This window comes from Thiohalobacter sp. IOR34, assembly GCF_030406045.1.
Classification (GTDB): domain Bacteria; phylum Pseudomonadota; class Gammaproteobacteria; order Thiohalobacterales; family Thiohalobacteraceae.
Genome location: NZ_CP128988.1, coordinates 284,078 through 300,098, shown reverse-complemented (window position 1 = coordinate 300,098; position 16,021 = coordinate 284,078). Strand labels below are relative to the sequence as shown.

Genomic DNA, 16,021 nt, shown 5'->3' with positions numbered 1-16,021 from the left:
GGGCCGGCTGCGCCACTTCCTCACCATCGAGGGGTTGAACCGGCAGGTCCTCACCGACATCCTCGACACCGCGGAATCCTTCTCCGGGGTCAGTGCCCAGCAGGTGAAGAAGGTGCCACTGCTGCGCGGCAAGACCATCGTCAACCTGTTCTTCGAACCCAGTACCCGGACCCGCACCACCTTCGAGCTGGCCGCCAAGCGACTCTCGGCCGACGTGCTGAACATGAACATCAACGCCTCGGCCACCACCAAGGGCGAAACCCTGCTCGACACCCTGCGCAACCTGCAGGCCATGCACGTCGACATGTTCGTGGTCCGCCATGCCGAGAGCGGCGCGGCCCACTTCATCGCCCGCCACGTGGAACCCCACGTCAGCGTCCTCAACGCCGGCGACGGCCGCCATGCCCACCCGACCCAGGCGATGCTCGACATGTTCACCATCCGCCGTGTCAAGGGGCCGGACTTCGGCCGCCTGCGGGTGGCCATCGTCGGCGACATCCTCCACTCGCGGGTGGCCCGCTCGCAGATCCACGCCCTCAACATCCTCAACACCGGAGAGGTGCGGGTGATCGCCCCGCGGACCCTGATCCCCGCCGAGGCCGAAACCCTCGGCGTGCAGATCCATCACGATTTCGACCAGGGGATCCGCGACGTGGACGTGGTGATCATGCTGCGTCTGCAGCGCGAACGCATGCAGGGCGCCCTGCTGCCCAGCGAGCACGAATACTTCCGCCTGTTCGGCCTCACCCAGGAACGCCTGGCGCTGGCCGCCCCGGACGTCACCGTGATGCACCCCGGCCCCATCAACCGCGGGGTGGAGATGGCCTCCGAGGTCGCCGACGGCCCGCACTCGGTGATCCTGCAGCAGGTCACACACGGCATCGCCGTGCGCATGGCGGTGATGTCCATGGCCATGCGCAGCGGCGGAGGTGAGGCATGAGCGGCGGCGAACGGATCCTGATCCACGGCGGCCATGTGGTCGACCCGGCCAACGGCGTCGACGGCCCGGCGGAGATCAGCATCGCCGCGGGGCGCATCCTCGCCGTCGGCGCCGTGCCGGAAGGCTTCACCGCGGAGCGCGAGATCGACGCCGGTGGTCAACTGGTCTGCCCGGGCCTGGTCGACCTGGCGGCACGGCTGCGCGAGCCTGGCCAGGAACACAAGGCGAGCATCGCCTCCGAGACCCGGGCCGCGGCCGCCGGCGGCATCACCACCCTGTGCTGCCTGCCCGACACCGAGCCGATGATCGACACCCCGGCCGTGGCCGAGCTGATCCGCCAGCGCGCCGAGGCAGCCGGCCAGGCGCGGGTGGTCAGCCTCGGTGCCCTCACCCAGGGGCTGCGCGGCGAACACCTGAGCGAGATGGCCGCGCTCAAGGCGGCCGGCTGCCGCGGCGTGTCCAACGCTGGCCGGCCGCTGGCCAACAGCCTGGTGCAACGCCGTGCCTTCGAGTACGCCGCCAGTTTCGACCTGACGGTGTTCATCCATGCCGAGGACCACTGGCTGGCCGCCGGCGGCTGCGCCCACGAGGGGGCGGTCGCCACCCGTCTCGGCCTGCCCGGCATCCCGGCCGCGGCCGAGACCGCCGCCGTGGCCCGCGACCTGGCGCTGATCGAGCAGACCGGCGTACGCGCCCACTTCTGCCGCATCAGCACCGCGCGCGCGGCGCAGATGATCGCCCGCGCCCAGTACGACGGCCTGCCGATCAGCGCCGACGTCGCCATCCCCTACCTGTTCCTGTCCGAGGTCGACCTGACCGGCTTCGACAGCCAGTGCCACCTGCGCCCGCCGCTACGCACCCTGCGCGACCGCGACGGCCTGCGCGCCGCCCTGGCCCGCGGCACCCTGTCGGCACTGTGTTCCGACCACCAGCCGCACGAGGCCGACGCCAAGCTGGCCCCCTTCCCCGCCACCGAGCCCGGCATCAGCGGCCTCGACACCCTGCTGTCGCTCGGCCTGCGGTTGATCGAGGAGGGGCTGCTCTCCCTGCCGGAGCTGATCGAGCGCCTCAGCCTCGGCCCGGCACGGGTGCTGGACCTGACCGCCGACGGCAGCGGCAGCCTGACCCCCGGCGGCAACGCCGACCTGATCGTGATCGACCCCGAGGCCCACTGGCGGGTCGGGCCCGACACCCTGCGCAGTCAGGGACACAACACCCCCTTCCTTGGCTGGGAACTGAAGGGCCGGGTGACCCATACCCTGATCGGCGGCCGGCAGGTGTTCCAGCGCCAGCCCTGAACACCGCTGCGTTATAATCCCCGCGAGCCAAGAGCACATCGACATGAACGACACAGCCCGATCCCAGCGCGGCACCCTCTTCGTCGAGGAGGCCGAGATCCTCAGCCACCAGGGCTTCGAGGGCGGGCAGTTCATGCTCCGCCTGCTGGCACCGAAATGCGCGGCCCATGCCCGGCCCGGCAGCTTCGCCCACATCCGGGTCGATCCGCAGCGGCCGCTGCGCCGGCCGCTGTCGATCATGCGCGCCGATGCGCAGGCCGGCTGGGTGGAATTCCTCTACAAGGTGGTCGGCGAGGGCACCCGACTGCTCGCCCGGCGCCAGCCGGGCGAGCAGCTGAACATCCTCGGCCCCATCGGCCGCCCCTTCGAACCCCACCGCGAACGACCGCGCGCCCTGCTGCTGGGTGGCGGTGTCGGCATGCCGCCGATGATATGCCTGGCCGAGATGCTGAAGGCCGACGCCCACTGGCAGCCGCTGGCCCTGCTCGCCTCGGAGGTGCCCTTCCCCTTCCGGCACCGCCCCTCGCAGATCCTCGTCCCCGGCCTGCCGGACGGCGTCATCGCCAGCATGCCGCTGCTGGAGGACTGGGGGGTGCCCTGCCGACTCGCCAGCCAGCGGGAGCTGCCCGGGGTCTATCAGGGCTACATCACGGAACTGGCGCGAGACTGGCTGGCGGCGCTCAGCACGGAACACCGGCGGCAGGTGGAGATCTTCGCCTGCGGACCGCATCCCATGCTGGAGGCGGTGGCGGCCCTGGCCCGCGAGTACGATCTGCCGGCCCAGGTGTCGCTGGAGGAGTTCATGGCCTGCGGCGTCGGCGGCTGCGCCGGCTGCACCGTGGCGGTGGAGACCCCGGCGGGCCCGGCCATGAGGCGGGTCTGCGTCGACGGCCCGGTGTTCGACGCCCGCGAGGTGTTTCCCGCGGCCTGAGTCACGGCCCTCAGCGCCGGTAGGGCTTGTCCGCGTCCTCCAGGGTCAGGTTGCCGATGGCATCGGCCAGCTTCGCCGGATCTTCCTCGTCGAGCTTGATCATCAGCCGTACCTCGTTCGGCGAATCGGCATGGTGCAGGGCATCCTCGTAGCTGATCTCACCGGCCTTGTACAGGTCGTACAGCGCCTGGTCGAAGGTCTTCATGCCACTCTGGTTGGAGCGGCGCATCAGGTCCTTCAGCTTGTAGATCTCACCATGACGGATGTGCTCGGCCGCCAGCGGGGTGTTCATCAGCACCTCCACCGCGGCACGCCGGCCCTTGCCGTCGGCTCCCGGAATCAGCTGCTGGGCGACGATCGCCTTGAGGTTCAGCGACAGATCCATCAGCAACTGGTCGCGGCGGTCCTCGGGGAAGAAGTTGATGATCCGGTCCAGCGCCTGGTTGGCGTTGTTGGCATGCAGGGTGGAGAGGCAGAGGTGACCGGTCTCGGCGAAGGCGATGGCATAGTCCATGGTCTCGCGGGTGCGGATCTCGCCGAGCAGGATCACGTCCGGTGCCTGGCGCAGGGTGTTCTTGAGCCCCACCTCGTAGGACTCGGTGTCCAGACCCACCTCGCGCTGGGTGATGATGCAGCCGTCATGCTGGTGGATGAACTCGATGGGGTCTTCCAGGGTGACGATGTGCCCGTCCCCGTGGCGGTTGCGGTAGCCGATCATCGAGGCCAGCGAGGTCGACTTGCCGGTGCCGGTGGCGCCGGCGAAGATCACCAGGCCGCGCTTGAGCAGCGCCAGCTGCTTGATGATCGGTGGCAGATGCAGCGACTCGATGCTGGGAATCTCGGTCTCGATGCGCCGCAGCACCATACCGATGTGGTTGCGCTGGAAGAAGGCGCTGACCCGGAACCGCCCCAGACCGCTGGCGCTGATGGCGAAGTTGCACTCGTGGCAGGCGTCGAACTCGTTGCGCTGGGTGGGTGACATGGCGCTGTAGACCATCTCCCGCGCCTGCTCGGGACTGAGCGGATCCTTGCTGACCGGGCGGATCCGGCCGTCGATCTTGACGCTGGGAGGAATACCGGCGGTGATGAACAGATCCGATGCCTTCTTCTCCACCATCACCCGCAACAGGGTGTTGAGTTCCATGTGCCGTCCCTCCGTCTGCGTCATTCCCGACCTATTTCACCGCAAGGCCGCCGCCAACGCAAAATCCCGGCCGGGAATCAGCGGAACAGCTCCTTGTTGGCCGCCTTGCTGCGCGCATCGAGACGACTGATCAGCCCCCGTTGGACCAGATCCTGCAGGTTCTGGTCCAGGGTCTGCATGCCCACCGCCTGGCCGGTCTGGATGGCGGAGTACATCTGCGCCACCTTGTCCTCGCGGATCAGGTTGCGAATCGCCGGGGTGCCGATCATGATCTCATGGGCCGCGATGCGCCCGCCGCCGGTCTTCTTCAGCAGGGTCTGGGAGATGACCGCACGCAGCGACTCGGAGAGCATGGATCGCACCATGTCCTTCTCCGCTGCGGGAAAGACGTCGATGATACGGTCGATGGTCTTGGCCGCCGAGCTGGTATGCAGGGTGCCGAACACCAGATGGCCGGTCTCGGCCGCGGTCAATGCCAGGCGGATGGTCTCCAGGTCGCGCATCTCGCCGACCAGGATGATGTCCGGATCCTCGCGCAACGCCGATCGCAGGGCCTCGGAGAAGCCCAGGGTGTCGCGGTGCACCTCGCGCTGGTTGACCAGGCACTTCTTGGATTCATGCACGAACTCGATCGGATCCTCGATGGTCAGGATGTGCTCGAAGCGGGTCTCGTTGACATGATTCATCATCGCCGCCAGGGTGGTGGACTTGCCGGAACCGGTCGGCCCGGTGACCAGCACGATGCCGCGCGGCTGGTCGGCGATCTCCTTGAATACCGCCGGCGCCCCCAGCTCTTCCAGGGTCAGCACCTTGGAGGGGATGGTACGGAACACCGCGCCGGCACCGCGGTTGTGGTTGAAGGCATTGACGCGGAAACGCGCCAGGTTGGGGATCTCGAAGGAGAAGTCGGTCTCCAGGAACTCCTCGAAATCCTTGCGCTGCTTGTCGTTCATGATGTCGTAGACCAGCGCATGGACCTGCTTGTGGTCCAGCGCCGGCACGTTGATGCGGCGGATGTCGCCATCGACGCGGATCATCGGCGGCAGATCTGCAGACAGATGCAGGTCGGAGGCGTTATTCTTGACGCCGAAGGCGAGAAGCTCTGCGATATCCATTCCTATCCCCTGATGAATCTATGTTGAAGCCATGCTCTGAATACTATCGTCCGCTGTGCCGGTCCCTTGATCAGGACAGAGTATAGCCAGCCATGAGCGATCAGCGCGCAGAAATCATCCGCGGACGGCTCGAGGTGCTGCGCCATGCCATCGACGAGTGGTGCCGCCACTATGGCCGCCAGCCGGCGGCGGTGCGCCTGCTGGCGGTCTCCAAGACCTTTCCCGCCAGCGATGTGGCGGCGGCCGCCGCGGCCGGCCAGCGCGCCTTCGGCGAATCCTACCTCAAGGAGGCACTGGAGAAGATCGCCGCCTTGCGCCACCTGCCGCTGGAGTGGCATTTCATCGGCCCCCTGCAGTCCAACAAGACCCGGCTCATCGCCGAACACTTCGACTGGGTACAGAGCCTCGACCGGCTGAAGCTCGCCGAACGGCTCAGCGCCCAGCGCCCCGCCGACCGCGCCCCCCTGAACGTCCTGCTCCAGGTCAACATCAGCGGCGAGGCGAGCAAGTCCGGCGTGGCCCTGCCCGAGCTGCCGGCGCTGGCCGAGGCGGTGAGGCGGCTGCCGCGGCTGCGGCTGCGCGGGCTGATGGCCATCCCCGCACCGAGCCGTGACTTCGGCGCCCAGCGCACGGCATTTCGCGCCCTGCACCAGGCCTACCGGATGCTGCAGGAGAAAGGCCTGGCGCTGGATACCCTGTCGATGGGCATGTCCGCCGACCTGGAGGCGGCCATCGCCGAGGGCAGCACCCTGCTGCGCGTCGGTACCGGGATCTTCGGCCCGCGTCGACCGAAGACGGGCTGAGTCCTGTGCCGGCTTTGCCTTGGGCGGCACAAATGGCGACAATAGCCGCCATCCCGCCCCAACAGCGAATGGCGCCCTCATGAACGAGAAAATCATCTGTTTTATCGGCGGCGGCAACATGGCCCGCAGCCTGATCGGCGGCCTGATCAGCGACGGCCTGCCGGCCGGCCGGATGCGCGTCGCCGACCCCGACCCTGCCCGCCTCGAAGGGCTGGGCGAGGCCTTCGGCGTCGCCACCTTCGCGGACAACCGTGCAGCCGCCGAAGGCGCCGACGTGCTGCTGCTGGCGGTCAAGCCCCAGGTCATGCACCAGGTGGCGCAGCAACTGGCGCCACAGGTCACGGCCGGGCAGCCGCTGGTGATCTCCATCGCCGCCGGCATCCGCAGCGGCGACCTGGAACGCTGGCTGGGCGGCGAGGCAGCGGTGGTGCGCTGCATGCCGAACACCCCGGCACTGGTGCAGAGCGGCGCTACCGCTCTCTATGCCAATCCCCGGGTCAGCGCCGAACAGCGCGACCTGGCCGAATCCATCCTGCGCGCCGTCGGCCTCACCCTGTGGCTGGAAGACGAGGCCCTGATGGACGCCGTCACCGCCCTCTCCGGCAGCGGCCCGGCCTATTTCTTCCTGGTCATGGAGGCCCTGCAGGCGGCCGGCGAGTCCCTCGGCCTGCCGGCCGAGACCGCCCGACTGCTGACCCTGCAGACCGCCTTCGGCGCCGCCAAGACGGCGCTCGAGTGCAGCGAGGGGCCGGCGGTGCTGCGCCAGCAGGTCACCTCCCCGGGCGGCACCACCGAACGCGCCCTGCAGGTGCTGGAAGAGGGGGGGCTGCGCGAGCTGCTGCAGCGGGCCCTGCGGGCGGCCCGCGACCGTTCCGAGGAGCTGGCCCGCCAGCTGGGGGAACAGTAGATGGGTGCCGGCTATCTCATCTCCCCCCTGGAGTTCCTGATCAGCACCCTGTTCGACCTCTATGTGCTGGCCATCATGCTGCGCACCCTGCTGGCCTGGGTACGGGCCGATTTCTACAACCCCGTCAGCCAGTTCCTGGTCAAGATCACCAATCCGCCGCTGCTGCCGCTGCGCCGGCTGATTCCGCCGCTGGGGCGCATCGACAGCGCCGCCATCGTGCTCATGCTGCTGGTGCAGATGGCCGCCGTGGCGCTGATCCTGCTGCTGCGCGGCGGCGCCTTCTCGCCCTGGACACTGCTGGTGGTAAGCATTGCCGAACTGGTCAGCCTGCTGTTCAACGTGTTCGTCTTCTCGATCATCATCCAGGCCATCCTCAGCTGGGTGAATCCCGGCGCCTACAACCCGGTCACCGCCCTGCTGCACGCCCTCAACGAGCCCGTGCTGCGCCCGGCACGCCGCCTGCTGCCGCCGATCGGTGGCCTCGACCTCAGCCCGCTGCTGGCCCTGATCGCCCTGCAGGTGCTGAAGATGCTGGTCCTGCCGCTGTTCCGCCTGCTGCTCTGATGCCCGGCTGGTACCGCTGGGACGGCGAGGACCTGATCCTCAGCGTGCACGTCCAGCCCCGCGCCCGGCAGGACGGCTTTGCCGGCGTGCACGGCGAGCGTCTGAAGATCCGTATCACCGCACCACCGGCCGACGGCAAGGCCAACCGCCACCTGATCCGTTTCCTGGCCGATGCCTGCGGCGTCGCCCCCTCCCGCGTCGAGCTGCTGTCCGGCCACGGCAGCCGCAGCAAACAGCTGCGCATCCACGCCCCGCGGCGACTGCCGCCCGGCTGCTAGCAGCCTGTCGGACTTAGGCGATCGTAGCGAGCAGGGTGGGAGAACGAGAACGAATCTTCACGATTTCGAGGCGCATAGTGGGCACTACGCAACGAGAAATCGGGGAGATTCGGGCCGCTCTCCCACCCGCGCAGTAGATCAGTCCTGAGTCCGACAGGCTGCTAGCCCGGATATGGCACCAAGGCAGGCTCCGTGGGCCGGGGTGGCAGGATGGCGCGGTACCCCTTGCGCCTCGATCGCGGCCTGGAGGCCGCTCCTACGACAACACATTGTGCCGTGACCTGTAGGAGCGGCCTCCAGGCCACGATCGGGGGACCCACGGCGGGCAATACCCGGGGTCAATCGAACAGGCACAAAGCCGGGTTAACCCGGATATTGCACCAAGGCGGCGCGCATGAAGGGGGGCGTGCTGCAATACAGGGACGATATGGCCATGAAAGGCCCCCTGGGCGGGTTCAGTGCGCCGTGAACGCTGTCACACAATGCCGCCCCTGATACCCTAAGCCCCTGTAATTCCGCTTCAGGTTTTCCTGTCCACGGTCGCTAGCACGACAAGGAATCACGCGACCTTGGGTCGCCCTGCGCCATGAACACGAGGGAGGAGATGCTCGATGCCGCAAGATCAGTTCAGCCGCCGCATGCAGGCCTATGACGTCTGGAAGGCGGACGTACTGCAGACGCTGCAGGCATTCCAGGACTGGCTCGACGCGCACCAGCTCGACGAAGGTGAAAGCAACCTGCGCATCTTCGACACCATGGAGGCACTGCGCAGGGACCGCCTGACCCTGGCCTTCGTGGCCGAGTTCTCGCGAGGCAAGACCGAGCTGATCAACGCCATCTTCTTCGCCGGCTACGGCCGGCGGCTTCTGCCCTCCGATGCCGGGCGCACCACCATGTGTCCCAGCGAGCTGTTCTACGACCACGATGCCGGGCATGCCTACATTCGCCTGCTGCCGATCGAGACGCGCAGCGAGGAGACCTCGATCGCCGACTACAAGCAGCGTGCAGAGGACTGGGTGCACCTGTCGCTCGACACCGAGTCGGCCGAACAGATGGCCGAGACCTTCCGCGAGGTGGTCAAGACCAAGCGGGTACCGCTGGAGACGGCGCGTGCCCTGGGCCTCTACGACGAGACCCAGGACCCGCAGTTCAAGCAGCACGGCGAGCACCCGGAGACGGTGGAGATCCCGATGTGGCGCCATGCCCTGATCAGCTTCCCCCACCCCCTGCTCAAGCGCGGGCTGGTGATCCTCGACACGCCCGGGCTCAACGCCCTGGGCAACGAGCCGGAACTGACCGTGAGCATGCTGCCCTCGGCCCAGGCCGTGCTCTTCGTGCTGGCCGCGGACACCGGCGTCACCCGATCCGACCTGGAGATGTGGGAACACCATGTGCACAGCGTCACCAGCCAGCACAACAAGCACCTGGTGGTGGCCCTGAACAAGATCGACACCCTGTGGGACGATCTCAAGGACGAGGCCAGCATCGAGGCCAGCATCGAGAGCCAGCGCCGCCGTGCGGCGGATCAGCTGCATCTCGACAGCGCCCAGGTCTTCCCGCTCTCCGCCCAGAAGGGGCTGGTGGCCAAGGTCCGCGACGACGCCGGCCTGCTGGAACGCAGCCGGCTGCCGGCCCTGGAGGCCTTCCTCGCCGAAGAGGTGCTGCCGAACAAACTGGCCGTGCTGCGCGACCACATCCTGCAGGAGGTCGGCGGGCTGCAGAACGAGACCTACAGCATTCTCGAGGGCCGCCTGCACCAGACCCGGCGCGAACTGCAGAACCTCGTCTCGCTGCGCGGCAAGAACGCCGATGTCATCCAGCACCTGATGGCCAAGTCGCGCGAGGAGCAGGCCGCCTACCTGCGCAACGTGGAGAGCTTCCAGGCCAGCCGCCGGGTGCTGAAGAGCCAGGCCAGGGCCATGCTCGATGCCTTGAGCCTGGAGGCCTTCGACCGGTTGATCGCCAAGACCCGCAAGGACATGACCGGCGCCTGGACCACGGCCGGCATCAAGCGCGGCATGCAGACCTTCTTCGACGGCGCCCGCGACACCATGGACCAGGTCGCCCAGCAGGCCGAGCAGACCCGTACCCTGATCCGCGCCACCTACCGCAAGTTCCACGAGGAGCACGGCCTGCCGGCCATTACCCCCAAGGTGTTCTCGGTGGACCAGTACAACATGGACCTGCACCAGCTGCTGCACGAGGCCGAGCTGTTCCGCAACAGCCCGATCACCACCATGACCGAGCAGAGCTTCGTGGTCAAAAAGTTCTTCATCTCCATGGTCAGCCAGGCGCGCAGCATCTTCTTCCGCGCCAACCAGGAGGCGGACAGCTGGCTGAAGGAGGTCATGAACCCGCTGGTCCAGCAGATCAAGGACCACAAGCGGGTGATGGAGAAGCGGCTCGACACCCTGCGCCGCATCAACGAATCGCGCGACACCCTGGAATCCAGGATCGGTGAACTGGAGCAGCAGGCCGAGGCCCTGGCCACGGACCTGGAGACCATCGCTGCCATGCGCGAGGTGCTGAACCGGCCATTGCCGGAACTGGACAGCCTGACGGATCCGCAGCAGGTCGCCCAGGCCGTCTGAGTCGACCACCCAGCGACCTGCAACGAAGCCGGCAGCCCCTTCGGGTGGTCTATACTCGAAGGTACGCGATCATCCGAAGGAGTGTTGTCATGGCCAACAAGAAAAACCCCCTCCTCTTTTCCCTTCTGTTCGCCGTGCTGTTCTCCAGCCTGGCGGCCCGTGCCGAGAACGTGCAGGACTTCGGCGACTATGTGGTGCATTTCAATGCCCTGAACACGGACATGCTGCCACCCAAGGTGGCCCAGGAATACGCCATCAAGCGCAGCCAGAACCGTGGCATGCTGAATATCGTGGTACTGAAAAAAGTGCTTGGCGCCTCCGGCACACCGACCCCGGCCAGGGTGAGCGGCACCTCCACCAGCCTTACCGGCCGGCAGCGTGAACTCGAATTCCGCGAGATCCGCGAACCCAACGCCCTCTACTACATCGCCGAATTCCCGGTCAGCCACGAGGAATCGCTGGACTTCAGGATCCGCGTCCAGCCCAAGGGCGTCGCCGAGCCCTTCCTGGTCCACTTCCGCCAGCAGTTCTTCACCCGCTGAGGCTGCGGGCCAGGCCTGCCAGGGCCAGCCCCGTGGCATAGATCCCGAAGCCCAGCACCAGTCCGCCGGCCAGACGTCGCGCCGGCGGACTGCGCAGCAGGGTGCCAAGGCGCGCCGCCAGGCTGCCCATCACCAGCAGGGCCGGCAGCGTGCCGAGACCGAAACCCAGCATCAGCAGGGCACCCTGGGCGGCGCTGCCGGCGGCGATCGCCCAGATCAGCACGCTGTACACCAGACCGCAGGGCAGCCAGCCCCAGACCAGCCCCAGCAGCAGCGCCTGCGGCCAGCTGCGTACCGGCAGCAGCCGCCGGCCGAGCGGCTCCAGCCGCTGCCACAGCCGCCCCCCTGCCCGTTCGATGTGTGTCAGACCCAGCCACCAGCCCCCCAGATAGAGCCCCAGGGCCAGCATCATCAGGCCGGCCAGCAGCTGCAGCAGCAGTTGCGCCTCGCGCAGCCCCGCCCAGTGGGCGGCAAGACCGCCGATCCCGCCGAGCAGCGCCCCGGCCAGGCAGTAGCTGGCGATCCGCCCCAGGTTGTAGGCCAGCAGCCAGGGCAGCTGTGCCGCCAGCCTGGCGCGCCCTGACTCGGGCAGCGACAGGCCAAGGGCGCCGACGATGCCGCCGCACATGCCGATGCAGTGCACGCCGCCGAACAGGCCGACCAGCAGGGCAGCCAGGAATCCGCTCTCGCTCAACATGCTTCAAGGCCAGTCATAGTCGAGGATCAGCGGGGCGTGGTCAGAGAACCGCCGGTCCTTGTAGATGCGGGCGGCGCGCACCCGCTCCCGAAGTCCCGGGGTGACCACCTGATAGTCGATGCGCCAGCCGACGTTCCTGGCCCAGGCCTGGCCGCGGTTCGACCACCAGGTGTACTGCTCGGGGCGCGGATCGACGACGCGGAAGGCGTCGACAAAACCGGCACTGCCGAACAGCCGGTCCATCCAGGCCCGTTCCTCGGGCAGGAAGCCGGAATTCTTCTGGTTACCGCGCCAGTTGCGGATATCGATCTTCTTGTGGGCGATGTTCCAGTCGCCGCACAGCACGTACTCACGGCGGCGCCGGCGCAGGCTGCGGAAATGCGGCATCAGCCGATCCATGACCTCGAACTTGACCTGCTGACGCAGCTCGCTGGAGGAGCCGGACGGCAGGTATAGCGAGACCACGCTGAGCCGTCCGAGCTGCACCTCGATATAACGCCCCTCGCGGTCGAACTCGGGCCAGTCCAGGCCCATGATCACCCGGTCCGGCTGCTGGCGGCTGTAGATGGCGACCCCGCTGTAGCCTTTCTTCTCGGCATCGTGATAGAAGCAGTGGAAGGGGCGCGGGTAATAGAGCGGCTCGCGCAGCTGGTATTCCTGGGCCTTGGTCTCCTGGATGCAGACCAGGTCGGCGCGCTGCCGGGCCAGCCAGACAAAGAAACCCTTGCGGCCCGCGGCACGGATGCCGTTGGCGTTGAAACTGATGATGCGCATGGCTTTTTCCGCTCGGTGGGGCTGTGTATGATAAACGACCCCGCCACCCGGACCCAGCCCCACAGCAGCCGGGCGGCCGCACCTTCGCGGGAATCCGACAGCATGCAAGACTATCAACGTGAATTTCTCGACTTCGCCATCGAGGCGCAGGTGCTGCGTTTCGGCGAATTCACCCTCAAATCCGGCCGCGTCAGCCCCTATTTCTTCAACGCCGGACTGTTCAACACCGGCCGCCGCCTGGCCCGCCTTGGCCGCTTCTATGCCGCCGCGGCGGTCGATGCCGGCATCGACTTCGACGTGCTGTTCGGACCGGCCTACAAGGGCATTCCCCTGGCGGCCGCCTGCGCCATCGCCCTGGCCGACCGGCACGACCGCGACCTGCCCTACTGCTTCAACCGCAAGGAGGCCAAGGACCACGGCGAGGGCGGCAACCTGGTCGGCGCCCCGCTGGCCGGCCGGGTGCTGATCGTCGACGACGTGATCACCGCCGGCACCGCGATCCGCGAGTCGCTGGAGATTATCGCCGCCGCCGGTGCCCGCCCGGCCGCTGTGCTGATCGCCCTCGACCGCCAGGAACGCGGCCGCGGCGAACGTTCCGCCATCCAGGAGATCGAACAGGACATCGGCATCCCGGTGATCAGCATCGTGCGCCTCGACCAGCTCATCGACTATCTGGCCGACCGGCCGCAGATGAGCGACCATCTGGCAGCGGTGCGGGCCTACCGCGAGAGCTACGGCGTCTGATCCGCCGACCTCAGCCGAGGATCAGGCGCACCCCCACCAGCAGGGTGATGACCTCGAAGGCGCGCTTGATCCAGCGATTGCCCTTGGCGATCGCCAGGTGCGCGCCCAGGTAGCCGCCGAGCAGCGAGCCGAGCAGCAGCGCCGGAAGCCAGGGCCAGTGGATCTGACTCAGCAGACCGAGGGTCAGGGCACCGGTGCCGTTCCAGAACAGTCCAACCAGCACCAGGGTGTAGGCCACCGCCCGCCGGTAGTCGAGGCCGAACCAGCGCACCAGCCAGAGGGTGACGAACAGCCCGGTGCCCGAGGTCAGCGAGCCGTTCAGGACACCGATGGCGAACAGCACCAGGGCACCGACCAGGTAGCCGCGCCGGCTGCGATGCAGGCGCGCGGCCTGTAGCCCCAGCCGCGGATTGAACAGCGAGTAGAGGCCGAGGGCGAGGGTCAGCAGCCCCAGCGCGATCTCTGCCGCCCGGTCGGGAACGCGCAGGATGAGATTCGCCCCCAGCAGCACACCGGGCAGACCGGCCGCCAGCAACAGCAGGCTGAAGCCACGATCCAGCGAGCCCTCCCTCAAGTGGCGCAGGGTGGCGCCGATACCCAAGGCAACGCTGGCCAGCTTGTGCGTCGCCAGGGCCACGGCGAAAGGCAGGCCGAGAAAGATCAGCACCGGCAACTGGATCAGGCCCGCCCCGCCCCCGGAAAAGGCCGAGAACAGATTGGCCAGCAGCGAGACCAGGAACAGGGCGATGTGCGCAATGCCGTCCACGGGATGATTGTGGTAGTTTTACGGGCCAGGCGAAACAGGAAACAGGCAGGATACCCCTTCATGATGCAGCACGCGATCAAGCCACGGCACAGCCTGCTGGGTGCCCTGCTCGGCCTGGCCCTGGCCAGCGGCGGGACGGCGGCCGAGGCCGGCCGGCTCTACAAGTGGACCGACGAGAACGGCAAGGTCCACTATGGCGACAAGGTGCCACCGGAATACGCCCGCCAGGAACGCAAGGTGCTCAACGAACAGGGCGTCGCCGTCAAGACCCTGGAGGCGGCCAAGACCCCGGAACAGCTCGCCGAAGAGAAGCGCATCGCCGAACAGCGCCGCCTGGAGGAGTTGCGCAAGGCCGAACAGGCCGCCCACGACCGTATGCTGCTCGCCACCTTCACCAGCGAAGACGACATGGTGATGACCCGCGACGGCAAGATCGCCGCCATCGACAGCGTGATCCGGGTCACCCGCGGGCGGATCGAGAAGCTGCAGCAGAATCTCGAGCGTTACACCCGCCAGGCGGCCGAGCGCGAACGCCTCGGCCAGCCGATCCCGGAGTCCCTGCAGGAGAACATCCTCGGCGCCCGCGCCCAGATCCAGCGCTATCACGACTACATCGCCAGCAAGCGCCGGGAACAGGAAGAGATCCGCAAGCAGTTCGAGGCCGACATCCGCCGCTTCCGCGAACTCAAGGAGTCGCAGCGCAAGCCGCCGGAAGAAGCCGTGCGGCGACGCTAGCCCGCATATTGCATCAAGGCGGCCCGCATGATCGGCGTGCGGGCTGGTATTAACCCGGCTTTGTGCCTGTCCGATTGACTCCGGGCATTGCATTGCCCACCGTGGATCCCCCGATCGCGGCCTGGAGGCCGCTCCTACAGGGCATGGCGGCACAATGTGTTGGCGTAGGAGCGGTCTCCAGGCCGCGATCGAGGCGCAAGGGGTACCGCGCCATCCTGCCACCCCGACCCACGGAGCCTGCCTTGGTGCCATATCCGGGCTTCCGCCTGGGACAGGCCAGGACAGAATTCAGGCCTGGATCAGGGTTCCCACACCCTCGTCCGTGAACAGCTCCACCAGCACCGCATGCTGCACCCGGCCGTCGACGATGTGCGCGGTGCGCACCCCGCCCTGCACCGCATCCAGCGCACAGCGGATCTTCGGCAGCATGCCACCATGGATGGTGCCGTCTTCGATCAGCTCTGCAACCCGCTGGGCGGACAGACCGGTGAGCAGCTTGCCCGACTTGTCCAGCAGTCCCGGGGTGTTGGTGAGCAGCATCAGCTTCTCGGCGCGCAGCACCTCGGCCACCTTGCCGGCCACCAGATCGGCATTGATATTGTAGGAAAAGCCGTCGTCGCCGACGCCGATCGGCGCAATCACGGGGATGAAGTTGCCAGCCACCAGGGTGTTCACCACCTCGGTGTCGATGCTGGCCACCTCGCCGACATGGCCGAGATCGATGATCTCCGGCGCCTCGGTCTCCGGGGTGTGCCTCTCGATGTGCAGCTTGCGGGCATGGATCAGATCGCCATCCTTGCCGGTCAGCCCCACCGCACAACCGCCATGACGGTTGATGAGATTGACGATCTCCTTGTTGACCAGCCCGCCGAGCACCATCTCCACCACGTCCATGGTCTCGGCATCGGTCACCCGCATGCCGTCGATGAACTGCGACTGCTTGCCGATCCGTTCCAGCAGCCGGCCGATCTGCGGACCGCCGCCGTGCACCACCACCGGATTGATGCCGACCAGCTTCATCAGCACCACGTCGCGGGCGAAGCCGTTCTTCAGCGCCTCGTCGGTCATGGCGTTGCCGCCGTACTTGATGACCACCGTCCGCCCGCGGAAACGGCGGATATAGGGCATCGCCTCGGTCAACACGTGGGCGACGTTGTGCGCCTGTTCTGCACTCAGTGTCATGACTAGGGCC

General features: G+C 67.5%; 16 protein-coding genes and 1 pseudogene. 11 read left to right on the top strand and 6 right to left on the bottom strand.

The features are described from left to right. Nucleotide 1: 1 nt before the first annotated feature. The 3 genes and pseudogenes from QVG61_RS01460 to QVG61_RS01450 form a co-directional block, all read left to right on the top strand. Nucleotides 2-940: pseudogene (locus QVG61_RS01460) on the top strand (aspartate carbamoyltransferase catalytic subunit); the annotation flags it as partial. Beyond that, the gene (locus QVG61_RS01455) at nt 937-2,238 is read left to right on the top strand and encodes a dihydroorotase (RefSeq protein ID WP_289931540.1); all 1,302 of its coding nucleotides are present in this window, start codon (nt 937-939) and stop codon (nt 2,236-2,238) included. The pseudogene QVG61_RS01460 and the gene QVG61_RS01455, both read left to right, overlap by 4 nt. 43 nt (nt 2,239-2,281) lie before the next feature. Continuing rightward, nucleotides 2,282-3,169: a dihydroorotate dehydrogenase electron transfer subunit gene (locus QVG61_RS01450; RefSeq protein WP_289931539.1), complete on the top strand. Its 888-nt coding sequence runs from the start codon at nt 2,282-2,284 to the stop codon at nt 3,167-3,169. Nucleotides 3,170-3,179: 10 nt separating this feature from the next. Here the strand turns inward: QVG61_RS01450 and QVG61_RS01445 are convergent, their stop codons facing one another. Together QVG61_RS01445 and QVG61_RS01440 are read right to left on the bottom strand one after the other, a co-directional pair. After that, the gene (locus QVG61_RS01445) at nt 3,180-4,313 is read right to left on the bottom strand and encodes a PilT/PilU family type 4a pilus ATPase (protein ID WP_289932676.1); all 1,134 of its coding nucleotides are present in this window, start codon (nt 4,311-4,313) and stop codon (nt 3,180-3,182) included. A gap of 77 nt (nt 4,314-4,390) precedes the next feature. Next, nucleotides 4,391-5,428, bottom strand: coding sequence for a type IV pilus twitching motility protein PilT (locus QVG61_RS01440; protein ID WP_289931538.1), 1,038 nt, complete (start codon nt 5,426-5,428; stop codon nt 4,391-4,393). A gap of 92 nt (nt 5,429-5,520) precedes the next feature. On the opposite strand from QVG61_RS01440, the gene QVG61_RS01435 reads away from it, so the two are divergent. From QVG61_RS01435 to QVG61_RS01410, 6 genes are all read left to right on the top strand, one after another. Continuing rightward, nucleotides 5,521-6,231: a YggS family pyridoxal phosphate-dependent enzyme gene (locus QVG61_RS01435; protein WP_289931537.1), complete on the top strand. Its 711-nt coding sequence runs from the start codon at nt 5,521-5,523 to the stop codon at nt 6,229-6,231. A gap of 79 nt (nt 6,232-6,310) precedes the next feature. Next, the gene (proC, locus tag QVG61_RS01430) at nt 6,311-7,138 is read left to right on the top strand and encodes a pyrroline-5-carboxylate reductase (RefSeq protein ID WP_289931536.1); all 828 of its coding nucleotides are present in this window, start codon (nt 6,311-6,313) and stop codon (nt 7,136-7,138) included. Further along, entirely contained in the window at nt 7,139-7,702 is a 564-nt protein-coding gene (locus QVG61_RS01425) for a YggT family protein (protein WP_289931535.1), read from the top strand. It begins immediately after the preceding gene. Beyond that, the gene (locus tag QVG61_RS01420) at nt 7,702-7,980 is read left to right on the top strand and encodes a DUF167 family protein (RefSeq protein WP_354671174.1); all 279 of its coding nucleotides are present in this window, start codon (nt 7,702-7,704) and stop codon (nt 7,978-7,980) included. Before QVG61_RS01425 ends, QVG61_RS01420 begins: the two co-directional genes overlap by 1 nt. Before the next feature lie 611 nt (nt 7,981-8,591). Beyond that, entirely contained in the window at nt 8,592-10,571 is a 1,980-nt protein-coding gene (locus QVG61_RS01415) for a dynamin family protein (protein ID WP_289931534.1), read from the top strand. An 89-nt stretch (nt 10,572-10,660) separates the two neighbouring features. Continuing rightward, nucleotides 10,661-11,113 (top strand): DUF4426 domain-containing protein, encoded by a 453-nt coding sequence (locus tag QVG61_RS01410; RefSeq protein WP_289931533.1) that lies wholly within the window; start codon nt 10,661-10,663, stop codon nt 11,111-11,113. Here QVG61_RS01410 and QVG61_RS01405 read toward each other — a convergent pair. Continuing rightward, the gene (locus QVG61_RS01405; protein ID WP_289931532.1) at nt 11,103-11,810 is read right to left on the bottom strand and encodes a sulfite exporter TauE/SafE family protein; all 708 of its coding nucleotides are present in this window, start codon (nt 11,808-11,810) and stop codon (nt 11,103-11,105) included. The genes QVG61_RS01410 and QVG61_RS01405 overlap by 11 nt on opposite strands. A gap of 3 nt (nt 11,811-11,813) precedes the next feature. Continuing rightward, on the bottom strand, nt 11,814-12,584 hold the full coding sequence (locus QVG61_RS01400; RefSeq protein ID WP_289931531.1) for an exodeoxyribonuclease III: 771 nt from the start codon (nt 12,582-12,584) through the stop codon (nt 11,814-11,816). 102 nt (nt 12,585-12,686) lie between these two features. Here QVG61_RS01400 and pyrE point away from each other — a divergent pair, with 102 nt between their 5' ends. Continuing rightward, on the top strand, nt 12,687-13,328 hold the full coding sequence (pyrE, locus tag QVG61_RS01395) for an orotate phosphoribosyltransferase (RefSeq protein ID WP_289931530.1): 642 nt from the start codon (nt 12,687-12,689) through the stop codon (nt 13,326-13,328). Between the two features lie 10 nt (nt 13,329-13,338). Here pyrE and QVG61_RS01390 read toward each other — a convergent pair whose 3' ends face one another. Further along, nucleotides 13,339-14,094, bottom strand: coding sequence for a sulfite exporter TauE/SafE family protein (locus tag QVG61_RS01390; RefSeq protein WP_289931529.1), 756 nt, complete (start codon nt 14,092-14,094; stop codon nt 13,339-13,341). A gap of 60 nt (nt 14,095-14,154) precedes the next feature. On the opposite strand from QVG61_RS01390, the gene QVG61_RS01385 reads away from it, so the two are divergent. Then, the gene (locus QVG61_RS01385; RefSeq protein ID WP_289931528.1) at nt 14,155-14,829 is read left to right on the top strand and encodes a DUF4124 domain-containing protein; all 675 of its coding nucleotides are present in this window, start codon (nt 14,155-14,157) and stop codon (nt 14,827-14,829) included. 288 nt (nt 14,830-15,117) lie between these two features. Here QVG61_RS01385 and argB read toward each other — a convergent pair whose 3' ends face one another. Next, nucleotides 15,118-16,011, bottom strand: a complete 894-nt coding sequence (argB, locus tag QVG61_RS01380; protein WP_289931527.1) for an acetylglutamate kinase — start codon at nt 16,009-16,011, stop codon at nt 15,118-15,120. Nucleotides 16,012-16,021 lie beyond the last annotated feature (10 nt).